Source organism: Mucilaginibacter sp. P19 (assembly GCF_050632265.1).
GTDB lineage: Bacteria > Bacteroidota > Bacteroidia > Sphingobacteriales > Sphingobacteriaceae > Mucilaginibacter > Mucilaginibacter gossypii.
In genome coordinates this window covers 4,903,709-4,928,924 of record NZ_CP192586.1, presented here as the reverse complement: position 1 = coordinate 4,928,924, position 25,216 = coordinate 4,903,709, and the positions used below count along the sequence as shown (strand labels likewise).

Here is a 25,216-nt window from a genome sequence, read left to right as displayed (position 1 = left end):
AACTAACGCTAAAGCCGCTACTCAATCCGGGTAGCGGTACTAATCTTAAAACTTTATTTATATGAAAGCGGTAAAAACTTTAGGCCAATTTATCATCGAAAAACAAGCAGAATTTCCATACGCCAAAGGCGAACTTTCCAGGCTGCTGAGAGATATAGGTATTGCGGCAAAAATTGTTAACAGGGAAGTTAACAGGGCTGGATTAGCTGACCTGACCCATGATAACGGTTCGGTAAATATACAGGGAGAAAGCCAGAAAAAGCTGGATGTTTTTGCCAATGAACAGTTTATTTCGGCCCTACAGCACGGCGGTGAATGTTGTGTGGTAGTATCCGAAGAAAGTGATGAATATATTGATATCGACAGTGAGATCTCAAAAAATGCTAAATATATCGTTGCGATAGATCCCCTGGATGGCTCGTCTAACATTGATGTAAATGTGAGCGTAGGCACTATTTTTTCCATTTACCGCAGAAAAACAGCAGACGGGCGGGCGTCGATTAAGGATATTTTGCAAAGGGGCTCGGAGCAGGTGGCAGCGGGGTACGTAATCTATGGTTCATCAACCATGTTGGTTTACACTACCGGGAAAGGGGTGAATGGTTTCACCTTAGACCCCTCACTCGGTGAATTTTGCCTCTCGCATCCCAAAATGCAAATCCCTGATGATGGGGTAATTTACTCTATAAATGAAGGCTATTATTCTCATTTCCCTGACGGAGTAAAAAAGTATATCAAATACTGCCAGGTAGAGGATGTAACAACAAACAGGCCGTTTAAGGCAAGGTATATCGGATCGATGGTGGCCGACCTGCACCGGAATATGATAAAAGGCGGGATTTTTATTTACCCGGCAAATGCAAGCGATCCAAAAGGGAAACTGCGTTTAATTTATGAGTGCAACCCTATGGCTTTCATCATTGAACAAGCTGGGGGAAAAGCCAGTAACGGGTATCAACGCATTTTAGATCTTGATGTTACCGAGCTGCATCAGCGTACAGGCATCTTCATCGGCTCAAAAAATATGGTGACTAAAGCAGAAGAGATGATGAGACGCTTTTCGCCAATTACAACCAATGTTGACTATAGTTATATGGAATTAATATAATGAAGCTCAAAGCAGAAAGCACAACGCTAAAAGCGATAAATTGATTTAAAGACAAACCGGGGGCGCTATTTAAGTTTACCCGGATTTTTAATTAAAAAACTGTGGGCTATTATTTACATGTATTACATGTGAATAATAGCCCAACAGTGTATTCATAAATGACATTAGGTGTAGAGGGACTGCCATCCTGAGCTTGTCGAAGGACGTGCGCAGAGGCCCTACCCGCCATGCTTCGACAGGCTTAACATGACACCCATTTTTTTCCAACACTGTATTTGTTTACAGCATCACTTTGATATTAAGCCAGATCAAACCTGTCAAGGTTCATCACCTTGGTCCAGGCAGCTACAAAATCTTTTACAAATTTGTCTTGTCCGTCGGCACTTCCGTATACTTCGGCAATAGCTCTTAATTCAGCGTTGGAGCCCAGCACCAGATCGGCACGGGTTGCTGTCCATTTTACTGTACCGGTAGTACGGTCGCTGCCTTCGTAAAGTTCTCTATCGGCAGCCGTAGCTTTCCATGCAGTGCCCATATCAAGTAGGTTTACAAAAAAATCGTTGCTAAGCACACCTTCGCGCGCGGTGAATACACCATGTTTCGATCCGTCAAAATTAATGTTCAATACACGCAGACCACCTAACAATACGGTTAACTCAGGAGCGGTCAGGGTGAGTAGGTGCGCTTTATCAATCAGCAATTCTTCGGTTGATACGGCAAATTTTGACCTGCGGTAGTTGCGGAAGCCATCGGCTGCCGGTTCAAGATAGCCAAATGATTCTACATCGGTTTCTTCCTGCGAAGCATCGGTTCGGCCCGGAGTGAACGGAACGGTGATGTTATGACCCCCATCTTTCGCTGCTTTTTCAACGGCAGCACTTCCTGCCAGCGCAATCAGATCGGCCAGTGAGACTTTCTTACCATCGGTTTGAGCACCGTTAAACTCTTTTTGGATGCCTTCAAGCACGCTCAATACTTTTTGCAACTGGGTAGGGTTGTTTACCTGCCAGTACCTTTGCGGGGCCAGCCGAATGCGGCCACCGTTTATACCACCGCGTTTATCAGTACCGCGGAAGGTAGAAGCAGAAGCCCATGCTGTTGAAACCAACTCAGGTACACTTAAGCCTGATGCCAAGATCTTTCCCTTTAAAGCAACAATGTCACTTTCAACTATCGGTGCATAATCAGCAGCGGGGATAGGGTCTTGCCAAAGTAGTACCTCTTCAGGCACATCGGCACCAAGGTAACGCGCTCTTGGGCCCATATCGCGGTGTGTTAATTTATACCATGCGCGTGCAAAAGCATCAGCAAACTGATCGGGGTTTTCCAGGAATCGCCTTGATATCTTTTCATATGCAGGATCAAATCTTAAAGAAAGATCGGTGGTGAGCATGGTTGGTAAATGCTTTTTCGAAGCATCATAAGCATCGGGGATGATAGCTTCTGCGTTTTTAGCTACCCATTGGTGAGCACCTGCAGGGCTTTTAGTTAGTTCCCACTCAAAGCCAAACAGGTTTTCGAAAAAGTTATTGCTCCATTTGGTAGGGGTTGTGGTCCAGATTACTTCCAGGCCACTGGTAATAGTATCTGCTCCTTTCCCAGAGCCGTAACGATTCTGCCAGCCAAAGCCCTGCGATTCAATGTCAGAAGCTTCAGGCTCTTTACCTACGTTATCTGCAGATGCAGCACCATGGGTTTTGCCAAAAGTGTGGCCGCCTGCAATTAGCGCAACGGTTTCTTCGTCATTCATCGCCATCCGGCCGAAGGTATCCCGGATATCTTTAGCTGCCATGATAGGATCGGGATTGCCATCGGGGCCTTCGGGGTTTACATAAATTAGGCCCATTTGCACGGCTGCAAGCGGTTTTTCGAGGTTCCGTGTATGAACATCGCCATCAGCATCATCGTCTGATACCAGTACACCATCACCTTCCTTCACACCCGGTGAGCCATGTGCATAACGCACATCGCCGCCAAGCCAGGTAGTTTCTGAACCCCAGTAAACAGATTCATCTGCTTCCCAGGCATCTTCACGGCCACCGGCAAAGCCAAAAGTTTTAAACCCCATTGATTCAAGCGCTATATTTCCGGCAAGGATCATCAGATCGGCCCACGAAATTTTGCGGCCATATTTTTGTTTAATGGGCCAAAGCAGCCTGCGGGCTTTATCAAGGCTCACATTATCGGGCCAGCTGTTGAGCGGGGCAAAACGTTGTAAACCTGCTCCGGCACCTCCGCGGCCATCACCTACGCGATAGGTGCCGGCACTGTGCCAGGCCATGCGGATAAACAAGCCGCCATAATGGCCAAAATCTGCCGGCCACCAATCCTGCGAATCGGTCATAAGCGCGTGTAGGTCTTTTTTTACAGCTTCAAGGCCGAGGCTTTTAAAGGCTTCAGCATAATTGAAATCTTCATCCATAGGGTTTGATAATGAAGAATTCTGCCGAAGGATATTAAGCTTTAACTGATTAGGCCACCAATTTTGGTTGCGTGTACCGCCGCCGCCAACGTTGTGCTTCATTGTACCGTTGTGAAACGGGCATTTACTGATGTCATTTGATCCGTTTTCCATAATTATAGTTATAAATTGAATAGACTGCTTAAACCGTCGTTGGGTATTAAGTTTTATAAAAGTAGGATGTTAATAGCAACAATCACAATCAATTAATTCTATAAGCGGATAGCTAAAAGCTATAACGTGGTTAATGATGGCCGGGCTTTTAAAGAGGTAAAAAGATGCGGTTATATCCGCCAAATTGCATGGGCCGGTAACAGTAATTTATAACCTTTATATTAATTAATAGGTAAAAAACACCTTTTTTACATCCTTCTTAATCTTTTTATTAACGAAATGTTTAGTTTTGCATCAACCCTAAACTTATCAGTATTGAAAAAAATATCCCATCCTGTAACAATAACCCTATCAAATTCGTCTTCTTGAAATATGAAGATGTTAACGGCTGTGTCCGGTTGATTGGTTTAACGATGTTTTTTGCTGAAAAATTTACGGTATAATTTAAACATAGCAGGCAGCGTTTAATGCTGCCTAACGATATTCCCGATAGTTCTTTAATGGGTATTTTCATTGTAAAATACAGTTTTAGTTAAAAAACAATGTGTTAGCCAGGGATAGCACATTGTTTATTCCCCTTCCGGGCCAACTTATTTTATCCAGGCGCTTTCTCACATTATTCTTCGAAACTTATAAATGCAAATCGCTTTTTAGGTATTTTATATGCTGCGTTCATAGCCTTACAGAATTGAATTGTTTGTTAAATGTTGCCAGGACGGTTTTTAATTTGTCAATTACAGCACTTAACTTTAGGGCCAGTCAATTCATCAAAAACTATAGTATTAAATCTAAATTAATGAACCTCAAAAAGTGTTTATCCATACTAATCGGAAGCTTATTGCTTAATGCCGGTGCATTTGCCAAAGTGATCATGCCGGGTGTTTTTAGTGATAACATGGTTTTGCAGCAAAAAACCATGGCTGGTATATGGGGCACGGCCGATGCCGGTAAAACGGTATCCATTACCTCGTCATGGAACAACAAAACCTACACAACCATTGCCGATGCTGATGGTAACTGGAAAACGAAGATCAAGACGCCGTCGTACGGAGGGCCGTACCAGGTTACTATAACTGATGGTAGCGAGCCCGTAGTTTTAAATAATGTATTGATAGGGGAGGTGTGGATTTGCTCCGGCCAGTCGAACATGGAAATGCCCGTGGCCGGTTGGGGCCAGGTAAATAATTATAAAGAAGAAATAGCCAACGCAAATTATCCGGAGATCCGTTTGTTACAGGTATCGCAGGCAACGAGCCTTACCCAGCAAACTAATATAAAAGTTGCCAATAACGGCTGGATGGTATGCTCGCCTCAAACTATCGGCGAATTTTCGTCGGTAGCATATTTTTTTGCCAGGGAGATCAATAAACGGGTTAAAATTCCTATCGGCCTCATCAGTTCAAATTGGGGTGGTACTATGATCGAAGCCTGGAGCGATGAAAACACGCTTACTAATAACCCGGTTTTCAGCGCACAGATCAAGCAGCAGCAGGAATCTGCTAAAACAGAAACGCCATTAACCTTTGCACAAAAAATGGATGCTTGGAACAAACTTGCCGCCGCTGCCGATTTGGGGTATACCAATAATAATGCGTTTAATCCTGATACCGCCGGCTGGCGGAGCATGCTGCTGCCCCAGTTTTTTGAAAAAGGCGCTTTAGGAGATTTCGATGGCGTTGTTTGGTTCCGAAAAAGATCACCATTCCTGCAGCCTGGGCCGGGCAGGATGTAAAGATTAGCCTGGGTAAGATAGATGATAATGAAATAACATTTTTTAACGGTGAAAAGATAGGCGCTACGGATGGTTACACACAGTCGCGTAATTACATTATTCCTGCTCCAAAGGTTAAGGCCGGGGAGTCGGTGATCACCGTGCGGGTTTTTGACAGCGGTGGTGGTGGCGGCCTGTATGGCGCCGACAGAATGCAGTTGGTATCAGCATCGGGCGAAAAGATCTCCTTAGCCGGTAACTGGGATTATAAAGTAGGTTTTAATATAAAAAGCCTGCCGCCAATGCCTGTTGCCAATAACCCGAACCGTTTGGCTGTGTTGTATAATGCGATGATTAATCCGCTTACACCTATGGCTATCCGTGGCGCTATCTGGTACCAGGGCGAAGCCAATACAGGCAGGTCGGGCCAGTATAAAGAATTGTTTGAGGGCATGATAAACGGCTGGCGTAACATTTGGAACGAAGGCAATTTTCCGTTTTACTTTGTACAATTAGCTAACTGGCAAAAACGTGATACCGAACCTGTTCCTTCCGGCTGGGCCGAATTACGAGAAGCTCAAACCCAAACACTTGAACTGCCTAACACCGGCATGGTCGTAGCTATTGATCTTGGTGAGGCCGATAATATCCATCCTAAAAATAAGCAGGAAGTGGGCCGCAGGCTGGCATTGGTCGCGCTTGATAAAACCTATCATAAAAAACAGCCCTATTCCGGGCCGATGTACAAATCACAAAAAATTGATGGTGATAAAATTGAATTAAGCTTTAATTATACCGATGGCGGTTTAAAAGCGCAGGGAGGCGACAATATGCAGGGTTTTGCCATAGCCGGTGAGGATATGAAGTTTCATTGGGCTACCGCAGTTATAAAAGGTGATAAGGTTATTGTGGGCAGCCCGGATGTTACAAACCCCGTTGCCGTAAGGTACGCCTGGGCCAATAACCCGGTAAGTACGTTGTACAATGGCGTTGGATTACCAGCTTCGCCTTTCCGTACGGATAATTGGGAAAGGAAGTAATTAACATAATACAACGTAACCATCTTCTAAAATCCAGACTTACGAAGCTTTTAAAGCTTCGTAAGTCTTCAACCGCTCTGTCAGTTATAACAATGGCCTCGGATCAAATATTACCCTGATGGAGTTTATCTTACTATCAACCACATGATACCACCCGCAGCTGCATCATTCAGTAATAATTATTAAATTTATTAGGATGAAAAAGCATTTCGTAATAAAGCTGGTGGGTAACCGCCCAACGTTTCCTAACGATATGACCGATGACAGAACGCGTTATTATGCAAGCTCATTCCGAATATCTGAAAGGGAAAATGAAAGAAGGCCTGGTGCTTATCTTTGGCCCGGTTTTCGATCCGAAAGGCGTTTATGGTCTCGGGATTTTGGCTGTTGATGACAGAAGCCCAGGTCGGCGAAATTATAGCTAACGACCCGGCCAATGTTTTAGGCACTTATGAAGTGGCGTTAATGATGGCCTCGGGCGCAGATTAGTTATTAATTTAACAACAAAGCCGCCCGGTACTACGCAGGCGACTTAAAATCAAAACAACAAAATTAAAAGGATTAATTAAGCGGTGGCTGAAGTTGGGTAGTTACACCAATGCGGTTCCAGGCATTAATGGTGATGATAGCCATAATTACTTGCGCTAAATATTTTTCGTCAAACAACTCAACAGCTTTTTTATAGGTTTCGTCAGATACGCGGCCAGTGATCAGTGTTACTTCTTCGGTAAGGGCCAGGATAGCGCGTTCCTGCTCATCAAAAAAGGTGATTCGTGCCAAACGTTGATGTTATAGATGCGGCGTTCGGTTTCGCCGGCTTTGCGTGCATCTGTAGTGTGCATATCCACGCAGTAAGCACAGCCATTAATTTGTGAAGCGCGGATCTTGATCAGGTCTTTATGACGGGTGGTTAACTCGGTGCTTTCAATGTATTTTTCAAGGGCAATCATGGCCCTGTATCCAGCTGGTTCGGCGGTGTTTATTTTTAAGCGGTTCATGTTTTTTCTTTTTTGTTAATACAAAGTTGGGGATAAACACGCCCTAAAAAAATGAACTGAGTTTAAGAAAATCAGATTTTTTAGCCCTTAACCTGCTCAAAAATTGTGGGGTGAAGCCTAAATAGGAAGCAAGCATATATTGGGGTACCCGCTGTACAAAGGCCGGAAAAAGGCTGGTGAAATGCCGGTAACGCTCCTCGTCGTTTTGATTAAAAATGTATCCAATACGCCGTTGCGATGCAACAAAGGCTTTTTGCATCATGACGCGGAAATAGCTTTCCATCTGTGGAACCGCTTCAAATAATGCTATACGGTTCTTTTCGGTAAGCAACAGCATTTCTGAAGCCTCAATGGCTTGGATATAGGTTGTGGCGGGCTGGTGATTAAGAAGACTGTCTTGATCGGCTATCCACCAGTTTTCCAAACCGAACTGGATGATCTGCTCATTGAGCTTGTTATTAACAAAGTATTGCCTCACCAGGCCTTTGGTTACAAAATAGTTACCAGCACAAAGTTTGCCGGGTTCTAAGATGAATTCCTTCTTTTTAAAGTTCTTAGGCTCAAAATGCCGGCAAATGGTTGTCTCATCGGCCTCAGATAACTGGACGTATCTTTTAATGTGGTTGATGAGTTCGGGATACATATATCAGGCTTGAGTTGATCGACACAAATCTCTCGAATTAGATTGAATTGGCCAATTAGAGTTATATCTCCGGCAAAATAAATGTTATTTATATTAAAGCCCCAATTGATTATGCAGTGAGATGTTTCCAAATCGTCCAACGTTCGTTCGCCAAATTTTCGATCTGATGCTGAACTATAGACAGCTTTAGTTCTTGATAGTTTTGGTGGTAATAGGTTGATAGTTTCGCTACCTTTTCATCGCCTGCAATCAGGTATAGATATTCGTTCGCATTTTTCTTGCCAGATATCGAATAGGTCAAAAATCCTTCAATATCACTTGTTTTATAAACTTTCTTCAAACCAAATCCAAAGTTGCGGACCCTGATTACCGTGTCACCATTAATAATGATTTTATGTGCTTTATGATTTAGTTGATGCCCTATCAAACTACAGATAGTCCAGTTAAATATCATATAAGGAAATATTAGGAAATGAAGGGGCTTACCGTGAGCAAAAAGAATATCGAAATTAATGAAAACATAAATAAACATCAGGCAGCTCAAAAACAGGCACATCAGTATAAGGAATTTAGGCCAAAATTTGAACTTGGATCTCATTTGTCTAATACATCATCAATAAACTTTACCTGTACCATCAAGTTCTGCCTTTTCCTCATACCCTAAATTTAAATCATCTTCAATTTTTTGCTTTGTCGGGCGCAGATAAATAAAGTAGGCTATGATAGCTCCGGATATGCCCAAAAAAATCAGGTTGCCGGTTAGCATGAAGCTCACAATAGCAAAAAGGGAAGGCCCCTCTAATAAAGCAAACCTCACGATCAATGCAGATTGATAAGCAGCGAGTTTAGTCTTCAACGGACTTTGGCCGTCAATTTTGCTCACCATTGTTTTAAATAATATGTTGCTTACGGCAAGACCAGTAAAGGCCATTATGGGTACAACATAAATAAACACGTTATCGCGCTGCCCAGTAGTGGTTTTGTTAGTTATCATGAAAGTTACTGCGGCAAACATAATTTGTCCGGCTATCAGAGCGAGGTGGATTATTGATATAGTTTTCAGGAAGGTATTGGGGCTTTGAACTACCGGCTGTTTATTGATCATGTTAAGGTTGGTTATCTTGAGGCAATATAAATAATAGAAATGATTTGAAGGTTATTTGCAATGGAATAATATCAATTGAAGAATTGTACTTTTTGAATCATATAAGTCATATAGCACCCCGATAATGGCATTTTTGCCCCTCTTCGCCAGGCCATATTAGGCTTAACTTTATCTTAAACAAAATCAAACTATCATGGCAACTAAAGAAATTGTACAGCATGTTATCGACGCGTTTGATAATAATGACGTTGAAAAGATCCTAAGTTTTTTTGCCGATGACGTAAAATGGACTATGAAAGGCTCATCCGTAACTATTATGAACGGGAAGAATGAAGTGGAGCAATTTTTAGGCGGAATGGAAGATGTAAAAATGGTTTCATCAACCAAAGATCATATTGTAGTAGAGGGTAATACAGCTGCTGTTGACGGTCTTGTTCAATGCAAAGACAAAGATGGCAAAGACATGGCTATGTACTATGCCGATTTTTATGAGCTGGAAAATGATAAGGTGAAAAGGGTTACTTCGTACATTGTTGATAAAAAGGAATAGATTTTTTTGAGGCGAAAGGGAAAAGGTTAAAGGAGAAAGGTTTTAACCGTTGCTATCTAAACTTCTTCGAGCGTCAGCAGGTTATCGATACCGGCCCTGTCAATTAGAGATTGGAGATGTTTTTTGCCACCGTTTTCGGGTTTTACTACGGTAAGATAGGTTTTGCCTCTTTCGGTGCTTACATAAAAAGCCTGGCTGTTGACTTCGATACGGGCTATGGCTTCGGCAACGGAAATCACTACCCTTGGCCGGTCTAATGATTCATAATAACCGATGTGGGTTATTTGCTCGTGTGTGCTTGATGCTTTGGGTTTGTCAATACAGTTTACCTGGTAGCTTGCCATAAAATATTAGTGTGGTATGGGTAAAGATAGGGTTTAATAAGTAATAAGAAGGTTAGAAGAAAGTCATTAAAAGCGTTATGCTTGGGGTGTCAGCGTGCGTCTTTCGAAGGTCACATGCGAAAAGATTAAAATTGGGTGTCATGGGTAGCCTGTCGAAGCATGGTGGGCAAGGCCTCTGCGCACGAGTCTTCGACAGGCTCAGACTGACAGCCCTTCCTTTGTTATATCGCCTTCAACGTTCACCCTGTTTCAAACTCAGGATGACGGTTTATTTTAAAAACCTTACTTTTGCCCCTCACCAATCCCGGTAAATTGTACTCAAAAGAACAGGCAACTCAACTAAAACAGGCGTTCTGGACAGCGTTTGGGCAATACCTCAAGCCCCAGCTTTCGGCCGATGGCCTGCGCACTAACTGGGTTAACTATAAAACAGGTATCAAGTATCTGTATTTTAAAATGGAGGCTGATAAAAAATCTGCTTTTATAGCCATTGAAATGAACCATCCCGATGCTGATATCCAGCAATTGATGTTTGATCAGTTTGTTGAGCTAAAGAATGTCCTGAGCAGCCAGCTTGAGGAGGAATGGGACTGGGATTTGCATACTACCGATGAGTATGGTAAAACAGTGAGCCGCGTTATTAAAACCCTACCCCATGTAAGCGTATTTAAGCAGGAAGACTGGCCTGCATTGATTTCTTTTTTAAACCCCGCATCATTGCGCTTGATGAGTTTTGGAGCGTAGCGCAGTATAGTTTTGATTTGTTTAGATAAAGTATGAAATAGAGCGGAGAGGAAAACTTACGAAGTTTTCAAAACTTCGTAAGTTTAAAATCCTCAAGCAGAAAATCTCAGGCCATATGAGCCACATCATCGCCGGCCGTTAAAAAGCAATGGTTAACCGTGTCAATAACGTCGCTCAGGTTAAAAGGCTTGGCAATAAAAGCATCGGAGCCATAATTGCCTAAGGATTCCAGCACACGCGGATAAGCCGATACCATCACCACCGGGATGTGCGCAGTCGCAGGGTTGGTTTTTAGCATATGGCAAAGTTCACCACCGTTTATACCGAATAAAATGTAATCCAAAATCACAAGGTCGGCATTGGCTGATAGCGCCGCCTTGCATATGTCATCAGTATAATTCAGTACCTCAACTTCATAGTGCTCCATTTCCAGAGCATCTTTCATCACTTCCAAAATATCCTCGCTATCATCAAGGATCAAGATCTTTTTCGACATAATTAATAATTGGTAAAGAAGATAACACGGGGAGCGTTTCTTTTGTTTTCAAAGTTATATCCAATTATTGTAACAATCAAGTAACAACCTGTAGCTCTAAGATATAGTTATTATTTACAGCTTCAGGTTATCTACGAGGTTATGAACAGATGCCAAAATGATATCCAAATTTGCAGGAGAATCTGTCACTTTTGAGATCATGATACCGCCCTCAATAAGCGCTATCATGCTTAAGGCCGTTTCTGTAGTATTAATATCAGGCTTCAGTTCCCCTGCTTCAATGCCTGCCTTAATGAGGTTTTCAATACCCGTTTTCCAGCGGATCACTGCCCTGGCAGCTTTATCTTTCAATAATGGGTTAGTATCGTCGGCATCAACAGCGGTATTCAGGATAGGGCAACCACCGGGAATAAAATCACCCCGGGTAAAACTGTGGTATACCTGGGCATAAACCAATAATTTATCATGATAGCTGGTGGCCCGCTGAATCCGTTCCTGGATCTGCTTGCGCACCTTGCCCGAGTTGTATTCAAATACTTCGGCAGCTACTTCTTCCTTGTTTTTAAAATTACCGTAAATACTGCCTTTGGTTAGTCCGGTAGCTTCGGTAAGGTCGGAAAGGGATGTGCCGGCATACCCCCTTTTATTGAACACGGGTGAGGTACGCTCAATAATGAATTGACGTGTACGTTCGGCTTTTGACAATTCGTTTTCCATATTACAAATATACCAATTGGTATTTAATTAGTGGTCATTTATGATAACAACAGCCCGGGCTTGTTTTTTACGGTTGATAACAAGGAATAAGAGCGGCATAGCCAGTAAAAATATCAAACCCGAAAGTAGGTAGGCATCCAGGTAACTTAATAAAAATGATTGCCTGTTAATGGTATTATCAATAACCGCAATGGCCTTTTTATGAGCGTCAAATGATGAAAAACCCCGGCTGCTGAAATAGTTGCTAAGCTTGGCGATCCTTGCTGTAGTTTGATCATTGAAAATATTGATATTGGATAACAGGTCATTGCGGTGTAATCCGAAACGTTGGGCTACATATGTATTAATTACGGCGATACCAAATGAACCACCTAACTGCCGCATCATATTATTTAAAGCAGTTCCCTGTGGAATGTCTTTAGGTTCGAGCCCCGATACTGCTAAAGCGGTAAGGGGTACGGTTAATAAGGCAATACCCATGGCACGGTAAATTAGTGGGCCAACCAAATCACCAGGCGCTGCCTCCAGATTCATGTGCGACATTTGCCAGGTAAAGCTGATGAAGATAACGAACCCCGCAGTAATGATGATCAACGGAGATACACCTTTTTTTAACAATGTGGCCGAAAATAACAAGCCCACAATGGCCAGTACCGCGCCTGGCAACAGAATAAGCCCCGTAATAGTTGGCGGGAACAGGAGCACTCTTTGGGCAAGCACAGGTGTGAGGAATACAGACGTAAACAAGCCAAACCCGGTTACAAATGTCAGTATAGCCGCTACAGCGAGCGACTTGCTTCTCAGTACCCGTAGATCAATAACCGGGTTAGGGGTTGTAAGCTCCCACCAAATGAAAGTACTAAGACTTATAATGGCTATTATAGTAAGCACTATAATGTAACCGGCGGCAAACCAGTCGTCAGTTTCACCGCGTTCTAATACAGTTTGAAGCGAGCCGATGCCTATAATCAGCAGAAGGATGCCCCACCAGTCCACACTTTTTACTTTGGCTTTGATCTCCGGTTCGGTAACCAGCAATAAACTTGATATGGTTACAGCAATACCGATTGGGATGTTGATGTAAAAGATCCATGGCCAGCTATAATTTTCGGTAATGAACCCACCCAGGGTAGGGCCGATGGTTGGACCTAGAAATACACCTACGCCAAATAGCGCGCTGGCTATACCTACGCGGTCTTTACCATAAACTTCAAACACAATGGCTTGAGATACTGATAACAGCGCGCCACCGCCAATGCCCTGTAAAAAGCGAAAAGCAACCAGTGTCCATATGTTTGACGATAGTCCACACATGGCCGAAAAGAAAGTAAACGCGATGATTGAACCGATATAATAATTACGACGGCCAAGCTTGGTGGTTAAAAAGCTGGTCATCGGGATTACGATGATATTCGCTATAGCGTAGGCGGTTATCACCCAGGAAGTATCTTCGAGCGTGGCGCCAAGGTTACCGCTCATATGCGAAAGGGCAACATTTACTATTGAGGTATCTATCAGTTCCATAATAGCGGCTGCTATAACGGTAATGATTAGGATGCTTTTTTCATTGAAGTATGAGTTAGAAACTAATAATTGTCATAAAAAATACCAATCGGTATTTTTTATGACAAAAAAACTAAACCAGAAATTATCTCTGGTGCAGAGCTTTTAAAGCTTCGGCTGGGTTTGACAGGAACAGACGGTAGAATGGTTCGGTACCACCAACGCGGATCTCAAAGTTGTCGGTTTCAAAGCCTGCTACAAATTCATCAGCAACCTGCGACGCCGGGATACCGTTATGTCCGCCAATTTCTGCCGAAAATTCGGTATCGACCAATGGAGGCATTAGCTCAAATACTTTAATGTTAGTGTCTTCTAAAGCAGCTCTCAATGAAATGGTGTAAGAGTGCAGAGCGGCTTTAGTTGCTGAGTAGGTAGCAGTTTGTTTGCCAGGCAAAAAGGCAACTATTGATGATACGTTTACGATAGCCGCTTCGCTTTGCTGCTGTAAAACCGGAAGCAGTTTTTCGTTAAGGCGGATTACTGAAATATAGTTGGTAAACATTTCAGTTTGTGCGTTTTCAAAAACGTTGGGCGTAGTAAGCAGATCGTTAATTGAAGCTGCACCGGCGTTATTGATCACCACATTTAGCTGAGGGAAATCTTTTTTCACTTTTGCGGTTAGTGCCTCTACATCATCTGCATTTGAGATATCGGCCTTAATAGCGGTTACATTTTGTAATTGGGCGGCTGCTTTGTCCAAGCGATCCTGGTTGCGGCCTATAATAATTACGTGGTTATTTTTAGCTGATAGTTGTTTAGCTATTTCAAAACCTATTCCGGCGCTGCCGCCGGTTATCAATACTGTATTTTGTGAAATTTTCATGTTGTTGAGTGTCATTTAGTTTTGACAGTACAAAAATATACCAATCGGTATATTTTTGTATCATTCATTTGTCATTGTTGTAAATTGTTGATTTTTAGGAATAGAAGAAATTTGCACTCATTTGTAACGAGCAGAAAAAATGTCATAGCGAGGAGGAACGACGAAGCAATCGCATGCTATACAGGGCGGATATGCTTTCGTGCGATTGCCGCGCTGCGCTCGCAATGGCATGAACTTTTAAGTGGTTTTTACGAAAGTATAAAAACCGATAAACTCCTTGGCCCATGCGCACCAATCACTAATGACTGCTCAATATCCGCTGTTTTTGAAGGGCCGGAGATAAACGAGCCATAGCCATAATCAGCATCGACAATTACCTTGTAAGCTTGCGCCATGGTAGGTACAAAATCATCTTTACCGATCACTACCGCCAGATGCTGGGCAATAAATGGCAACACCCGGCTACCCATATCCTTTTCAGTAAGCCAGAGGGCCCCGTTTTCGGCAACACCAAGTTTAGTACTAAGTACGGTTAGCTCCACATCGGCAAAGTTGTGGCCGTCTTCGTGTTTCACGTTTTCTGCATAAATGTAATCGCTCAGTTCGTTAAGGGCAGATATGATTTTTACACCGGGTTTAAATTCATTGTTGATGATGGTTTTGATCTCATCAAAGCCGCTAACCTCATAAACAAAGCTGCCGCCTGCTGTAGCTATGGTTTTGTATTTTGACACAAGGTCTGTTCTAACATCGGTTAAGGTATTCAGCACTTCCATATCAGGCAGCGGGTTTGCTGCCGGCTGATTAAATTTTACAGCGGCTAATATCTTTTCGCGACTCATTAGTTTTTTGCTCCTTTCCTTTTGGCATACCATTCGCCAAACGATTCATCGGGTGCTTTTGGCATTTCGCGTTGGTTGTACCAGGGATTTAATTTATTATTTACCGCAAATGGGGCATATTTAAACACCAGTCGACCGGTTTTTCCCCCATACGGTATAAAGTTGGTGAGGCCAATGTTAAAGCCATAGCCTTCATAGCCATAGTTTTGGCTTTGGGCGAATAGCCTTCCTTAACAATTACCTGCCGCCATTTATACAGCTGGTCATGAATATCTATTTTAACCGGGCACACATTGCTGCACGAACCGCAAAGAGTAGAAGCAAAGGGCAGGTCGGCATATTTTTTCATGTCGAGGTTAGGGGCGAGGATTGAGCCTATCGGCCCTGCGACAGCAGTATGGTAGCTGTGCCCGCCGCTTTTGCGGTAAACGGGACAAGTGTTCATACAAGCCCCGCACCGGATACATTTTAATGAATTGCGAAACTCCTCGCGACCCAACTGAATGCTGCGCCCGTTATCAACAATAACAATATGAATTTCGGTACCATCCTGTGGTTTGCTGAAATGGCTTGAGTAAGTAGTAATTGGCTGGCCGGTAGCGCTGCGGGTAAGCAGGCGCAGAAACACACCAAGATGCTTCCTTTCGGGGATGATCTTTTCAATACCCATCGACGCAATATGGATCTCAGCCAGGTGCGCCCCCATGTCGGCGTTACCCTCGTTGGTACAAATCACAAACTCGCCGGTTTCTGCCACGGCAAAATTAACCCCCGTAAGCGCCGCGCGACGGGTTAAAAACACCTCGCGTAAATGTTGACGGGCAGTTTCAGTCAATATTTTAGGGTCTGATTCACCTTTGGCCGAACCTAAATGCTCGTGGAAAATATCGCCTATTTCTTCTTTCTTTTTATGGATACATGGCAGTACGATATGACTTGGCGGTTCATTGGCCAACTGTACGATGCGCTCTCCGAGATCGGAGTCAATTACGTCGATGCCCTGTTCTTTCAGGTATTCATTTAAATGGCATTCCTCGGTAAGCATCGACTTGCTTTTAACCATTTTAGTAATGCCCCTTTGCTCGAGCAGGTTGTGTACAATCTGGTTATGTTCAGCCGCGTCTGCAGCCCAGTGTACTATGATGCCATTTTTAATGGCGTTAGCCTCAAACTGTTCCAGGTAGGTGCTCAGGTTTGAGAGTACGTTAAATTTTATTTGTGATGCCGTTTCGCGCAGCAGTTCCCATTCGGGGAGTTTATGAGCGGCAATGTCCCGTTTGGCACGTACCCACCACAGGGTTTCGTCGTGCCAGTTTACACGTGGCTCGTCGCGGTTAAATTCGGCAGCTAAATGCGGGTGATCTTTGGTAGTTGCGGTGCTCATTACATGCTGTGGTTTAAAATTTCGGCTACGTGAATTACTTTAACATCGCTGTTTTGACGGCGCAGGATGCCTTCGAGGTGCATCAGGCACGAAAGATCGGCCGAGGTGATGTACTGTGCCCCGTGCGATATGTGATCGGCCACACGGTCTTTCCCCATTTTGGCCGACACTGCCTCCTCGACTACACAAAACGTTCCTCCAAAACCGCAGCAATCATCCTGGCGGCTAAGTGGTACCAGTTCCAGTCCATTCACCAGATCCAGTAACTGGGCCGGTTTGCTGAATGGTTCGGCAACAAGCTCACTCATTTGGGCTATGCGTAAACCACGCAAACCATGGCAGCTCTGGTGTAAACCAACCTTGTAAGGGAAACTGGCCGAAAGTTGTTTTACTTTTAAAACATCAACCAAAAACTCAGTAAGCTCATAAACTTTTTTGCGGATCTCGGTAGCCTGTTCTTCTTTCCCATCGGCATATAAATGCTCTTTGATATGCAGGGTGCAACTCCCCGAAGGGCAAACGATATAATCGTATCCCGAAAAATTATCGACAAATAAATTATTGCAGCCACTGGTTAAATGCTCATAGCCCGAATTGGCCATAGGCTGTCCGCAGCAGGTTTGATTTTTAGGGTAGTGGACTTCACAGCCAAGTTTCTCCAGTAACTCCAGCGTGGCAATAGCCGCTTTGGGGTAAAACTGGTCAACATAGCAAGGAACAAACAAGGCAACTCTCATCGTTTACACGTTTACTTTATTGGTTAAAGCAATATTAACGTTTATAATTTGCACAACTATCCTTTGGTATCCTGCCGGCAAATTAAACGGTTATATACTAACATCGAAAGTACAGCTAAGTGTGATACGAGTTTTCAATTTTATTTGCAAAATGCTGACGTTTATTTGCAAGTTGTCTGAACCTGGATTTGGGGGATTTTTTGGAAGACAGGATTTTTGAATGTGGAGTGAATTGAAAGGGCGCAATTAAAATCCAATAAATCTCTTAATCCTAAAAATCCCGGTTCAGAATTTAGGGCGTTGCATTCGGCCAGGCTTTCCGCTCATACTGCGCAGGCTTTAGTCACAGGCGGGTATCCGCTGCAATCCTTAACGCGAAATTTGTTTTCAATTATAAATTCGTTGCTAAACGCTCCCCCTTTAGGGGGCTGGGGGGCTACTGCACATATGCCAGCTTCACATCCCTATAAGCCGGTTTCTGCAATTGTTTTTTTAAACCTTTAAAACTTTCGGTAGGGCCTTGTGCGGCAAACATATTGATAAGCCAGGCAGGTACAGAGCCCCCGGATCAAGGTGCAGGGTGTAAACGATACTTACATGATTGCTATCAACGGGAGTGATAACCCACCTGCCGGTTGAGTTTTCAACTCTTACGATGCCATCTTTCGCGGGTACCATATTTGAGATAACCGGCGCGTCGATGGTAACAATTTTGGTTTTGGGATCTTGCGTAACTTTTAAATGAGCCACAAAATCGCGGTTGTGTACCGGCCATGGTATGTTTACCTCCGAGTAATAATAAATATCTGACGGAGACACCTGCTTAATAATAGTAGCCGATTTGGTATGGTAAACCCACTCGCTGCAGGTTTTGATATCCATTAGCACAGCTACCAACTGTGCTGCTGAAGCATTAAATGTACATTCAACTTTTATGGCTTTGATTTTTGAATCTGCAATATGGCGGGTGTAAACCCTGATGCCTTCCTTGTCGGTGCTTAATGACCATGGCTCTTCCGGGCCAGCTACGGCAAACTTGGCAACAAATAATAAGAATACGATAGATAATATCCTGCGCATGATAATCAGTGACTGTAAATAAGGTGAGGCAAATTTATATACAAAAACAGGCCGGGGTTGCCCCGGCCTGTCAATTAAAGGTCATTTGATATGCGTAGATATTAAAATATGAAAGTGCTATGGCATTTCCAGCTTATTATTTCACCTCGAATACATAGCTGCCTGCATTTACCTTGTACAACGCTGGGTTGTTAATTGTTTTGCCGCCAAGATAAACTTTACCCGCAGGGAAGGTGATTGTAGCAGTTGAATTAGCCGGCACAGTAACTTTATAGGTTACACCATTACCAGTACGCTGCCATGAGGAAACAATGTTGCCAAAAGGCCCTTTATGAGTAGCCGTAAACTCATTTAGGTTTGGTACAAAGTGTGGTTGAAGCAGCACGTTTTTAAAACCCGGATGCTCAGGATCAGGGTGGAGGCCCGCAATGCCTTTGTACAGCCATGCACCAATTTCGCCAAACATGATATGGTTAAGGGAGATATCGGATTTGGCATCTATCTGCCAGTTTTCATACAGGGTAGTAGCGCCGTTCACCATCCACCAGCCCCATGAAGGGAAGGTTTCCTGCGATGCTATTTTGTAAGCAACATCCGGGTAGCCATTATCGCTCAAAGCGCTTAAAATGGCTTTGGCCCCAAGGATTCCTACATCTAAATGGAAATTATCTGCCTCAACACGTTTGGCCAGGTTAGCTGCTACTTTAGTTTTCATGTTTTCGGGCACAACACCCCAATAAAGCGGTACACTTAGCTCTGTTTGTAAGCCTTTGCCGTAAATGCCGGTTGTAGCATCCAAATATTTAGCGTTAATAGCGTTCTTGATCTTATTGGCCAGTGCCGAATATTTTACGTAATCGCCTTGTTTGCCTAATATTTTAGCTGCTTTGGCCAATATGCTGGCATCGGTATAGTAGTAAACAGACGAGGTAAGCTCAACAGGCGAGACTGATTTCACCGGAACCCAATCGCCCAGGCCCCAGGTGGTGAGACCGGTTGGATAAAGCTCATCAATATGGTTCACGTATTTTTCAATGGCTGTATAGTTATCGGCGAGGAGTTTGCTATCGCCATAGAACAAATAAATATTGTACGGAATAATGGCGATGGTGCTGGTCCAGTCGGGCCCGTTACCCCACTCGTAGCCCCAGCCGCCGGTTGGGATAATTGAAGGGAGTACGCCGTTGGGCTGCTGCTCATCGCGGTGGTCGGCCAGCCATTTTTCGTAAACAGTGATGCCGTCAAAATTATAGAGGCCGGTTTCGCTGGCAATGTGGGCATCGCCGGTCCAGCCATTCTTTTCGCGCTGAGGGCAATCGGTAGGGTAGCCGAAAAGGTTGCTCAAATAGCTATTGTTGGTAGCAGTCCAGATTTGGTTAATAGTTTGATTGGATGCTTTAACGCTACCGATAGGTTCTACATCGCTGTGCATAAAAAATGCTTTGATGTTCTCTTTGCCAATTTGGATAGGTTTGTTGCTACTTACTTCGATATATTGAAACCCTTTGTAGTTAAAACGCGGCGAAAATGTTTCTTCGCCCTTGCCGCCTAAAATGAAAATATCGGTCTGGAATGGATCTTTATCATCAGTAGGGCGGTAATGCAGATCGATGTTTGATTGATCAACATGTCCGTTTTTGTTCAATCTTTCTGCATGTTTAAGACGGATCACCGTGCCCGAATCACCTTTAACAGTGATCTGGCTTATGCCCGAAATATTTCGACCCATATCAAAAACCCAAACATCGCTGTCGAGTTTTGTGATGCTTTTGGTGCTGATAGTATCAACCGCACGGATAGGCTGCATAGCCTGAGATACTATGTTCATAGATGGAGCCGAACGGTTAATGACTGGCTTCCATTTGCTGTCGTCAAAGTTGGCAGTGTTCCAGCCCGGCTGCTCTAACCGCCCATCGTAGTGTTCGGCGGTATAAATGCTGTTGAAAACGATGGGGCTAAGTGAAGTTTTCCAGTCGGTGCCGGATTTTATGGTTTCAACCGTACCATCGGTATACGTGATGCGCAAATCCATACAAAACGTCGGGTGACCGCGCCATGGTGCCTGGTGAAAAAACCAAACAGCCGTACTTTGATGGTTATACCAGCCATTGCCCAGTAACACACCAACTGCATTTTTACCGTTTTGCAATTGAGTTGTAACGTCATAAGAAACATAAAGCGTACGCCTGTCGAACCGGGTATACATCGGGTCGAGCCTGTGATTGCCTATCTTTTTGCCGTTGATATAAAGTTCATACAAACCGGCAACTGCAATATAAGCCCTTGCCGAGCGGATTTGCTTGATTATCTTAAACGTATTGCGAAAATAAGGGGCAGGGTTTACTGCTATCCCTTTATTATCGCTGATCCATGAGCCTTTCCAGTTTTGCATGCCCATCATGCCGGTTTCAAAACTATTTATAGCTGATGGGGCAAGTTTTTTACCTGCCCGGTCCCAAAGCTGGACCTTCCAGAAATACTTAGTAAAAGGTTTTAGTTGTTGACCACTATAAATAATAAGATTATTTGATGAAGCAATTTTGGATGTAGCCCATGCGCTGCCGTTGCTTGCTGAAACAGCAGCCGAATCAGTACCTACATAAAGCTGGTAGGCACTCTGAGCTGCCCCCTGGGCTTTATCATTCATCAACCAGGTTAAACGGGGATGGGCATTGTCGATCCCGATCGGGTTTACAAGATATTCCGATTTAAGACCTGCAGCCCCAGGCGTTTGGGCATGTGTTACCGAATAAAAGCAAAATGATAAGGCAATGCTAAGCAATGGCTTACATAAAGGGTGTTTCATGTGGTTAAGATAGCGGTTTGTACGTTATTGGCAAATGACTATGATATATTGTCACAATCAACAATATTAACCGGATAGATTGGGATTGGCATCCTGAACTGTCTGAACCGGGATTCTGACCGTTGATTTTTTTGATTACATTGATTTCGCTGATTTTTTGTCTGAACTCGAATTTATTGAATTAAGGTATTAACAGAATGATTAGCAAATTCAAAAAAATCATTAATTCAATAAATTCGAGTTCAGACAATCTGCGTTGCGCTTGTATCCACAAATTCCCCTAATCCAGGTTCAGACAAAAAATCCTACTAATCCTTAAATCCCATAAATCATGGTTCAGATAATTTATACATTTGCACCATGAGCAAGCTATGGCAAAAAACTACCAACGTTAACGAGCTGGTTGAAAACTTTACTGTTGGTCGCGACCGCGAATTTGATGAGCAAATGGCTGCGTTTGATGTTTTGGGGTCACTGGCCCATACCCGCATGCTGCAAAGCGTTGGGCTGATGGACAGCACCGACCTTGAGCTTGTTCAACGCGAGTTAAAAAATATTTACGCCGATATTGCCAAAGGCGGTTTCCGTATTGACGAGCATGTGGAAGATGTACACTCACAGGTTGAGTTGCTGCTTATCCAGCGTATTGGCGATGCCGGCAAAAAGATCCACAGCGGCCGTTCACGTAACGACCAGGTTTTGGTCGACCTTAAGCTTTTCTTTCGTCATCAGTTGCAGGAAGTTGTTGAAAGCACCGAAACCTTGTTCCGCCAGCTTATTGAATTGAGCGAAAAACACAAAGATGTTTTATTGCCGGGTTATACCCATTTGCAGGTGGCCATGCCTTCATCATTTGGCTTATGGTTTGGCGCCTATGCCGAAAGCCTGGTTGATGATCTTGAACTGGTTTTGGCTGCTTACCGCATTACCAATAAAAATCCGCTGGGTTCGGCTGCCGGTTATGGCTCGTCGTTCCCGCTTAACCGTACTTTAACTACGCAGCTTTTGGGTTTCGATAACCTGAATTATAATGTTGTTTACGCGCAAATGGGCCGTGGTAAAACCGAGCGTATCATTGCACAGGCTATCTCAACCATTGCGGCTACACTGGCTAAAATGGCAATGGATCAAACGCTGTATTTGAGCCAGAATTTTTCATTTGTAAGCTATCCTGATGCATTGACTACCGGCAGCAGCATCATGCCTCACAAAAAGAACCCCGATGTTTGGGAAATTATGCGTGGTAAATGTAACCGCCTGCAGGCCCTGCCAACCGATGTGGCAATGATGACCACTAACCTGCCATCGGGCTATCACCGTGAGTTGCAATTGTTAAAAGAGCTACTGTTCCCGGCTTTTTCCGATTTGAAACACTGCCTTCAAATGGCAACCTTCATGCTGCAAAATATCATGGTAAAGACAGATATTCTGGACGATGCCAAATATGCTTACCTGTTTAGTGTTGAAGAAGTAAACCGTTTAACATTAAGCGGCACACCCTTTCGCGATGCTTACAAACAAGTTGGTTTAGCTATTGAGGCCGGTAATTTTAATCCTTATAAAACGGTGAACCATACTCATGAAGGCAGCATCGGTAATCTGGGTAATGAGCAGATAGCTGCCTCATTTGATGGGCTGATCAATAATTTTGATTTCGGAAAAGTAGAGCAGGCAATAAAAGGATTGGTTGAATAGTTATAATGGTATCAGGAATTTTAGCAGCCTGATACTAAACCAATGAAAAAACCTTATTACACCATCCTGCTGATGCTTATCAGCCTGTTTTCCTGTAAACATGATAATACCGTAATTATTAAAGGCGATATAAAAGGCCTTAAAAGTAAATGGGTGTATTATAAACCCGCTTATTCATTTTTTAGTAAAGCCACAGACTCTGCCAAAGTTACTGATGGAAAGTTCGAAATTAGATTTAAACGGGATACCCCTTTTTTTGCCGATCTTGTTCAGTTAAATTATCTCGACGAAAAAGGAAAACAGCAATTTATAGATGTTGCCAATCCGTATGAGCCTTCAAAAAATCATTCCAGGTATACTTTTTTTGTTATAAGTTCGGGAACGACCACAATAACCGGAGACCTCTCAAAAACTGAAGGGGCGATCTTAAAAGGTGGGCCACAATCCGAGTCGTTTTTGAAGAATATAACGCCGCCTTATATCCGTATAAGTAAAGATGGTATTAGGAGAACCGCGCAGGCAGAAAGGATAAAAAAATTATCAGTGAGAATCCCGACTCTTATTGGAGTTTACTTGCGTTGCATGGTTTTAGATTTTACGTAGATCACGCCCAATTGAAAGAATTATTCAACTCTTTTGGCGATGAAGCAAAAGCATCGTACTATGGGAAAAAACTGAAACAGTTTATAGAGGAACAACCTGCAGATAAAAATCAGTTTGCTAATAGCGTTTTCAATGATGCTGATGAAAAGCCGGTGAACCTGGTGGATAATACAAAAAAGTTAAATATGGTGATATTCTGGGCAAGCTGGTGCAGTCCATGTCGCCAGGAAATCCCTTCGTTAAAGCGGATAGCAGCCCAGTTTAATAAAGATGATATCAGATTTGTTAGCGTATCAATAGATGCAAAGAAAGAGAACTGGTTACCGGTTATGAAAGCTGAAGATATGCCCTGGCAGCAACTCATCATACCTCAGCAGGTGTTTTCTAAAGCACAGGCACAGTACAATTTGGGGTTCATACCACAGGTATACCTGGTTAATAATAAAAATATAGTAGTGAAAAAAATTGATGGTTTTGACAATGGCAACGAAGAACGTGTTAAAACTTTTATAGCCGATTATCTTGCGAAAAATTGATATTTGCCTGGTTTTTTCGATAAGACTATTGTCGATCTAATCAATCGGTGAAATCAAATCAATCAGACAAAACCAAGAAAATAAAATCAGCAAAATCAACTTAATCAAACAAATCAACGGTCATGAATGGACAAAACAGAAGCGATATATACCCGGGCCTTGAGGTTGACATCATCCTAAAAAAGATCAGCGCACAGGTGCGCTAACCCGCGGCTTTGTAAAACGGTTGCTCACCAGCGCAGCTTACCATTCGCGCGGAATAAAAGTGCAGTTGGATGACGGGCAGGTAGGCCGTGTTGCCTGGATTGTTGAGGAAGACGATTTTTAGTATCTTCATTTAATCTACATCAAACATTATCATATTTATGGTGTAGCTTAAATTATATGCCTCAAAAAGCCAAAACAAAAACCAAAGTCTTTTTTAGTCTTGATGCTCATCACCGCCTCCTAATCTCGTTAGGAGCCGCAGCAATAACATTATTTTTCTCCTGGGCCCATTTTTCTGCGCCAACGGTGGCATTAGTAACCTGGATAGCATTTGGTTTATGCATCATTATTATGGATTGGATCATTATCCTAACGGCTAACCCCGCCGAGATCCGTAAAATAGCCAGTATCGAAGACTCAAGTCGTACGCTGATATTTTTGTTTGTGATAGTATCATCGCTGATGAGTTTACTGGCGATAGGGTTCCTGTTGTTATCCGCAAAAAACCAATCGGATGCGATAGTTACAGCACGGGTTTTACTGGCCATGGCTTCGGTAATTGTTTCGTGGTGGCTGGTGCATACCATATTTACGCTGCGTTATGCCCATATGTATTATACTACAGACCCCGATGATGATAAAAAATTGAAGCACCTTGGCGGTCTCGAATTTCCGGGCGATGAAAAGGAGCCGGATTATCTCGATTTTGTATATTTTTCGTTTGTAGTAGGGATGACTTTCCAGGTATCTGATGTGGAGATCTCTGCCCGCTCTATCCGCAGGCTGGCCTGGCTGCATGGGCTGATTTCTTTCGCATTTAATACAGCTATTGTGGCGTTGAGTATTAATGTGATCTCGGGGATGGTATCGAAGTAAGGGTAAATAAATAAAAATAGGGTGTCATGGGTA

At 43.3% G+C, this 25,216-nt stretch carries 25 protein-coding genes and 2 pseudogenes; 11 read left to right on the top strand and 16 right to left on the bottom strand.

What is annotated here, in order from left to right; all coding sequences use genetic code 11:
* Window positions 1–61 precede the first annotated feature (61 nt).
* Window positions 62–1,108 (top strand): class 1 fructose-bisphosphatase, encoded by a 1,047-nt coding sequence (fbp, locus tag ACQ86K_RS23940; RefSeq protein WP_091174985.1) that lies wholly within the window; start codon window positions 62–64, stop codon window positions 1,106–1,108.
* 298 nt (window positions 1,109–1,406) lie between these two features.
* On the opposite strand, the gene katG is transcribed toward fbp, so the two are convergent.
* Window positions 1,407–3,683 carry a catalase/peroxidase HPI gene (katG, locus tag ACQ86K_RS23935; protein ID WP_431198946.1) on the bottom strand — a complete coding sequence of 759 codons (2,277 nt, stop codon included), beginning with the start codon at window positions 3,681–3,683 and terminating at the stop codon, window positions 1,407–1,409.
* A gap of 796 nt (window positions 3,684–4,479) precedes the next feature.
* Between katG and ACQ86K_RS23930 the strand changes: the two genes are divergently transcribed.
* From ACQ86K_RS23930 to ACQ86K_RS23920, 3 genes are all read left to right on the top strand, one after another.
* The gene (locus ACQ86K_RS23930) at window positions 4,480–5,415 is read left to right on the top strand and encodes a sialate O-acetylesterase (RefSeq protein WP_431198945.1); all 936 of its coding nucleotides are present in this window, start codon (window positions 4,480–4,482) and stop codon (window positions 5,413–5,415) included.
* On the top strand, window positions 5,364–6,434 hold the full coding sequence (locus tag ACQ86K_RS23925) for a sialate O-acetylesterase (RefSeq protein WP_431198944.1): 1,071 nt from the start codon (window positions 5,364–5,366) through the stop codon (window positions 6,432–6,434). Before ACQ86K_RS23930 ends, ACQ86K_RS23925 begins: the two co-directional genes overlap by 52 nt.
* 366 nt (window positions 6,435–6,800) lie before the next feature.
* Window positions 6,801–6,923 carry a hypothetical protein gene (locus tag ACQ86K_RS23920; protein WP_431198943.1) on the top strand — a complete coding sequence of 41 codons (123 nt, stop codon included), beginning with the start codon at window positions 6,801–6,803 and terminating at the stop codon, window positions 6,921–6,923.
* 72 nt (window positions 6,924–6,995) lie between these two features.
* On the opposite strand, the gene ACQ86K_RS23915 is transcribed toward ACQ86K_RS23920, so the two are convergent.
* The 5 genes from ACQ86K_RS23915 to ACQ86K_RS23895 all read right to left on the bottom strand — a co-directional run bounded on the left by ACQ86K_RS23915 (window position 6,996) and on the right by ACQ86K_RS23895 (window position 9,180).
* Entirely contained in the window at window positions 6,996–7,214 is a 219-nt protein-coding gene (locus tag ACQ86K_RS23915; protein WP_431198942.1) for a carboxymuconolactone decarboxylase family protein, read from the bottom strand.
* Window positions 7,151–7,432, bottom strand: a complete 282-nt coding sequence (locus ACQ86K_RS23910; RefSeq protein ID WP_431198941.1) for a carboxymuconolactone decarboxylase family protein — start codon at window positions 7,430–7,432, stop codon at window positions 7,151–7,153. Before ACQ86K_RS23910 ends, ACQ86K_RS23915 begins: the two co-directional genes overlap by 64 nt.
* 43 nt (window positions 7,433–7,475) lie before the next feature.
* Window positions 7,476–8,075 carry a Crp/Fnr family transcriptional regulator gene (locus ACQ86K_RS23905; protein WP_431198940.1) on the bottom strand — a complete coding sequence of 200 codons (600 nt, stop codon included), beginning with the start codon at window positions 8,073–8,075 and terminating at the stop codon, window positions 7,476–7,478.
* Between the two features lie 109 nt (window positions 8,076–8,184).
* Window positions 8,185–8,631, bottom strand: a complete 447-nt coding sequence (locus ACQ86K_RS23900; RefSeq protein WP_431198939.1) for a hypothetical protein — start codon at window positions 8,629–8,631, stop codon at window positions 8,185–8,187.
* Between the two features lie 57 nt (window positions 8,632–8,688).
* On the bottom strand, window positions 8,689–9,180 hold the full coding sequence (locus tag ACQ86K_RS23895; RefSeq protein WP_091175004.1) for a hypothetical protein: 492 nt from the start codon (window positions 9,178–9,180) through the stop codon (window positions 8,689–8,691).
* 193 nt (window positions 9,181–9,373) lie between these two features.
* Here ACQ86K_RS23895 and ACQ86K_RS23890 point away from each other — a divergent pair, with 193 nt between their 5' ends.
* Window positions 9,374–9,730 carry a nuclear transport factor 2 family protein gene (locus ACQ86K_RS23890; protein WP_091175007.1) on the top strand — a complete coding sequence of 119 codons (357 nt, stop codon included), beginning with the start codon at window positions 9,374–9,376 and terminating at the stop codon, window positions 9,728–9,730.
* Between the two features lie 56 nt (window positions 9,731–9,786).
* Here ACQ86K_RS23890 and ACQ86K_RS23885 read toward each other — a convergent pair whose 3' ends face one another.
* A complete protein-coding gene (locus tag ACQ86K_RS23885) occupies window positions 9,787–10,074 on the bottom strand; it encodes a DUF3892 domain-containing protein (RefSeq protein WP_091175009.1) in 288 nt (95 codons plus the stop codon).
* 288 nt (window positions 10,075–10,362) lie between these two features.
* Here ACQ86K_RS23885 and ACQ86K_RS23880 point away from each other — a divergent pair, with 288 nt between their 5' ends.
* Window positions 10,363–10,818 carry a DUF4268 domain-containing protein gene (locus ACQ86K_RS23880; RefSeq protein WP_431198938.1) on the top strand — a complete coding sequence of 152 codons (456 nt, stop codon included), beginning with the start codon at window positions 10,363–10,365 and terminating at the stop codon, window positions 10,816–10,818.
* A 106-nt stretch (window positions 10,819–10,924) separates the two neighbouring features.
* On the opposite strand, the gene ACQ86K_RS23875 is transcribed toward ACQ86K_RS23880, so the two are convergent.
* The 9 genes and pseudogenes from ACQ86K_RS23875 to ACQ86K_RS23835 all read right to left on the bottom strand — a co-directional run bounded on the left by ACQ86K_RS23875 (window position 10,925) and on the right by ACQ86K_RS23835 (window position 21,266).
* Window positions 10,925–11,314: a response regulator gene (locus ACQ86K_RS23875; protein ID WP_091175012.1), complete on the bottom strand. Its 390-nt coding sequence runs from the start codon at window positions 11,312–11,314 to the stop codon at window positions 10,925–10,927.
* Between the two features lie 114 nt (window positions 11,315–11,428).
* Window positions 11,429–12,031 (bottom strand): TetR/AcrR family transcriptional regulator, encoded by a 603-nt coding sequence (locus tag ACQ86K_RS23870; RefSeq protein WP_091175013.1) that lies wholly within the window; start codon window positions 12,029–12,031, stop codon window positions 11,429–11,431.
* 27 nt (window positions 12,032–12,058) lie between these two features.
* The gene (locus ACQ86K_RS23865; protein WP_431200921.1) at window positions 12,059–13,579 is read right to left on the bottom strand and encodes an MDR family MFS transporter; all 1,521 of its coding nucleotides are present in this window, start codon (window positions 13,577–13,579) and stop codon (window positions 12,059–12,061) included.
* Window positions 13,580–13,679: 100 nt separating this feature from the next.
* A complete protein-coding gene (locus ACQ86K_RS23860) occupies window positions 13,680–14,417 on the bottom strand; it encodes an SDR family oxidoreductase (RefSeq protein ID WP_091175018.1) in 738 nt (245 codons plus the stop codon).
* A 248-nt stretch (window positions 14,418–14,665) separates the two neighbouring features.
* On the bottom strand, window positions 14,666–15,259 hold the full coding sequence (locus ACQ86K_RS23855; RefSeq protein ID WP_256337550.1) for a LutC/YkgG family protein: 594 nt from the start codon (window positions 15,257–15,259) through the stop codon (window positions 14,666–14,668).
* Window positions 15,259–16,643, bottom strand: a pseudogene (locus tag ACQ86K_RS23850) (lactate utilization protein B). Before ACQ86K_RS23850 ends, ACQ86K_RS23855 begins: the two are co-directional and overlap by 1 nt.
* Window positions 16,643–17,380, bottom strand: coding sequence for a (Fe-S)-binding protein (locus ACQ86K_RS23845; protein WP_091175024.1), 738 nt, complete (start codon window positions 17,378–17,380; stop codon window positions 16,643–16,645). Before ACQ86K_RS23845 ends, ACQ86K_RS23850 begins: the two are co-directional and overlap by 1 nt.
* A 492-nt stretch (window positions 17,381–17,872) precedes the next feature.
* Window positions 17,873–18,460, bottom strand: a complete 588-nt coding sequence (locus tag ACQ86K_RS23840) for an START domain-containing protein (protein ID WP_431198937.1) — start codon at window positions 18,458–18,460, stop codon at window positions 17,873–17,875.
* Between the two features lie 136 nt (window positions 18,461–18,596).
* A complete protein-coding gene (locus tag ACQ86K_RS23835) occupies window positions 18,597–21,266 on the bottom strand; it encodes an alpha-L-rhamnosidase (RefSeq protein WP_091175028.1) in 2,670 nt (889 codons plus the stop codon).
* Window positions 21,267–21,626: 360 nt separating this feature from the next.
* Here ACQ86K_RS23835 and argH point away from each other — a divergent pair, with 360 nt between their 5' ends.
* The 5 genes and pseudogenes from argH to ACQ86K_RS23810 all read left to right on the top strand — a co-directional run bounded on the left by argH (window position 21,627) and on the right by ACQ86K_RS23810 (window position 25,183).
* Window positions 21,627–22,961 carry an argininosuccinate lyase gene (gene argH / locus ACQ86K_RS23830; protein ID WP_091175030.1) on the top strand — a complete coding sequence of 445 codons (1,335 nt, stop codon included), beginning with the start codon at window positions 21,627–21,629 and terminating at the stop codon, window positions 22,959–22,961.
* A 42-nt stretch (window positions 22,962–23,003) separates the two neighbouring features.
* Window positions 23,004–23,564 carry a DUF4369 domain-containing protein gene (locus ACQ86K_RS23825; RefSeq protein WP_431198936.1) on the top strand — a complete coding sequence of 187 codons (561 nt, stop codon included), beginning with the start codon at window positions 23,004–23,006 and terminating at the stop codon, window positions 23,562–23,564.
* 11 nt (window positions 23,565–23,575) lie between these two features.
* A complete protein-coding gene (locus tag ACQ86K_RS23820; protein WP_431198935.1) occupies window positions 23,576–24,100 on the top strand; it encodes a TlpA family protein disulfide reductase in 525 nt (174 codons plus the stop codon).
* A 122-nt stretch (window positions 24,101–24,222) separates the two neighbouring features.
* Window positions 24,223–24,428, top strand: a pseudogene (locus ACQ86K_RS23815) (YwbE family protein).
* 230 nt (window positions 24,429–24,658) lie between these two features.
* Entirely contained in the window at window positions 24,659–25,183 is a 525-nt protein-coding gene (locus ACQ86K_RS23810; RefSeq protein ID WP_243771482.1) for a DUF1345 domain-containing protein, read from the top strand.
* Window positions 25,184–25,216 lie beyond the last annotated feature (33 nt).

Bases quoted from the DNA above. Each gene is read 5' to 3' on its own strand.
- ACQ86K_RS23920 (WP_431198943.1), top strand. From the start codon at position 6,801: ATGGTCTCGGGATTTTGGCTGTTGATGACAGAAGCCCAGGTCGGCGAA.
- ACQ86K_RS23835 (WP_091175028.1), bottom strand. From the start codon at position 21,266: ATGAAACACCCTTTATGTAAGCCATTGCTTAGCATTGCCTTATCATTT.
- ACQ86K_RS23870 (WP_091175013.1), bottom strand. From the start codon at position 12,031: ATGGAAAACGAATTGTCAAAAGCCGAACGTACACGTCAATTCATTATT.
- ACQ86K_RS23885 (WP_091175009.1), bottom strand. From the start codon at position 10,074: ATGGCAAGCTACCAGGTAAACTGTATTGACAAACCCAAAGCATCAAGC.
- katG (WP_431198946.1), bottom strand. From the start codon at position 3,683: ATGGAAAACGGATCAAATGACATCAGTAAATGCCCGTTTCACAACGGT.
- ACQ86K_RS23855 (WP_256337550.1), bottom strand. From the start codon at position 15,259: ATGAGTCGCGAAAAGATATTAGCCGCTGTAAAATTTAATCAGCCGGCA.
- ACQ86K_RS23900 (WP_431198939.1), bottom strand. From the start codon at position 8,631: ATGTGCCTGTTTTTGAGCTGCCTGATGTTTATTTATGTTTTCATTAAT.
- ACQ86K_RS23910 (WP_431198941.1), bottom strand. From the start codon at position 7,432: ATGAACCGCTTAAAAATAAACACCGCCGAACCAGCTGGATACAGGGCC.
- ACQ86K_RS23875 (WP_091175012.1), bottom strand. From the start codon at position 11,314: ATGTCGAAAAAGATCTTGATCCTTGATGATAGCGAGGATATTTTGGAA.
- ACQ86K_RS23930 (WP_431198945.1), top strand. From the start codon at position 4,480: ATGAACCTCAAAAAGTGTTTATCCATACTAATCGGAAGCTTATTGCTT.
- fbp (WP_091174985.1), top strand. From the start codon at position 62: ATGAAAGCGGTAAAAACTTTAGGCCAATTTATCATCGAAAAACAAGCA.
- ACQ86K_RS23825 (WP_431198936.1), top strand. From the start codon at position 23,004: ATGAAAAAACCTTATTACACCATCCTGCTGATGCTTATCAGCCTGTTT.
- ACQ86K_RS23890 (WP_091175007.1), top strand. From the start codon at position 9,374: ATGGCAACTAAAGAAATTGTACAGCATGTTATCGACGCGTTTGATAAT.
- ACQ86K_RS23905 (WP_431198940.1), bottom strand. From the start codon at position 8,075: ATGTATCCCGAACTCATCAACCACATTAAAAGATACGTCCAGTTATCT.
- ACQ86K_RS23810 (WP_243771482.1), top strand. From the start codon at position 24,659: ATGGATTGGATCATTATCCTAACGGCTAACCCCGCCGAGATCCGTAAA.
- ACQ86K_RS23840 (WP_431198937.1), bottom strand. From the start codon at position 18,460: ATGCGCAGGATATTATCTATCGTATTCTTATTATTTGTTGCCAAGTTT.
- argH (WP_091175030.1), top strand. From the start codon at position 21,627: ATGAGCAAGCTATGGCAAAAAACTACCAACGTTAACGAGCTGGTTGAA.
- ACQ86K_RS23845 (WP_091175024.1), bottom strand. From the start codon at position 17,380: ATGAGAGTTGCCTTGTTTGTTCCTTGCTATGTTGACCAGTTTTACCCC.
- ACQ86K_RS23895 (WP_091175004.1), bottom strand. From the start codon at position 9,180: ATGATCAATAAACAGCCGGTAGTTCAAAGCCCCAATACCTTCCTGAAA.
- ACQ86K_RS23860 (WP_091175018.1), bottom strand. From the start codon at position 14,417: ATGAAAATTTCACAAAATACAGTATTGATAACCGGCGGCAGCGCCGGA.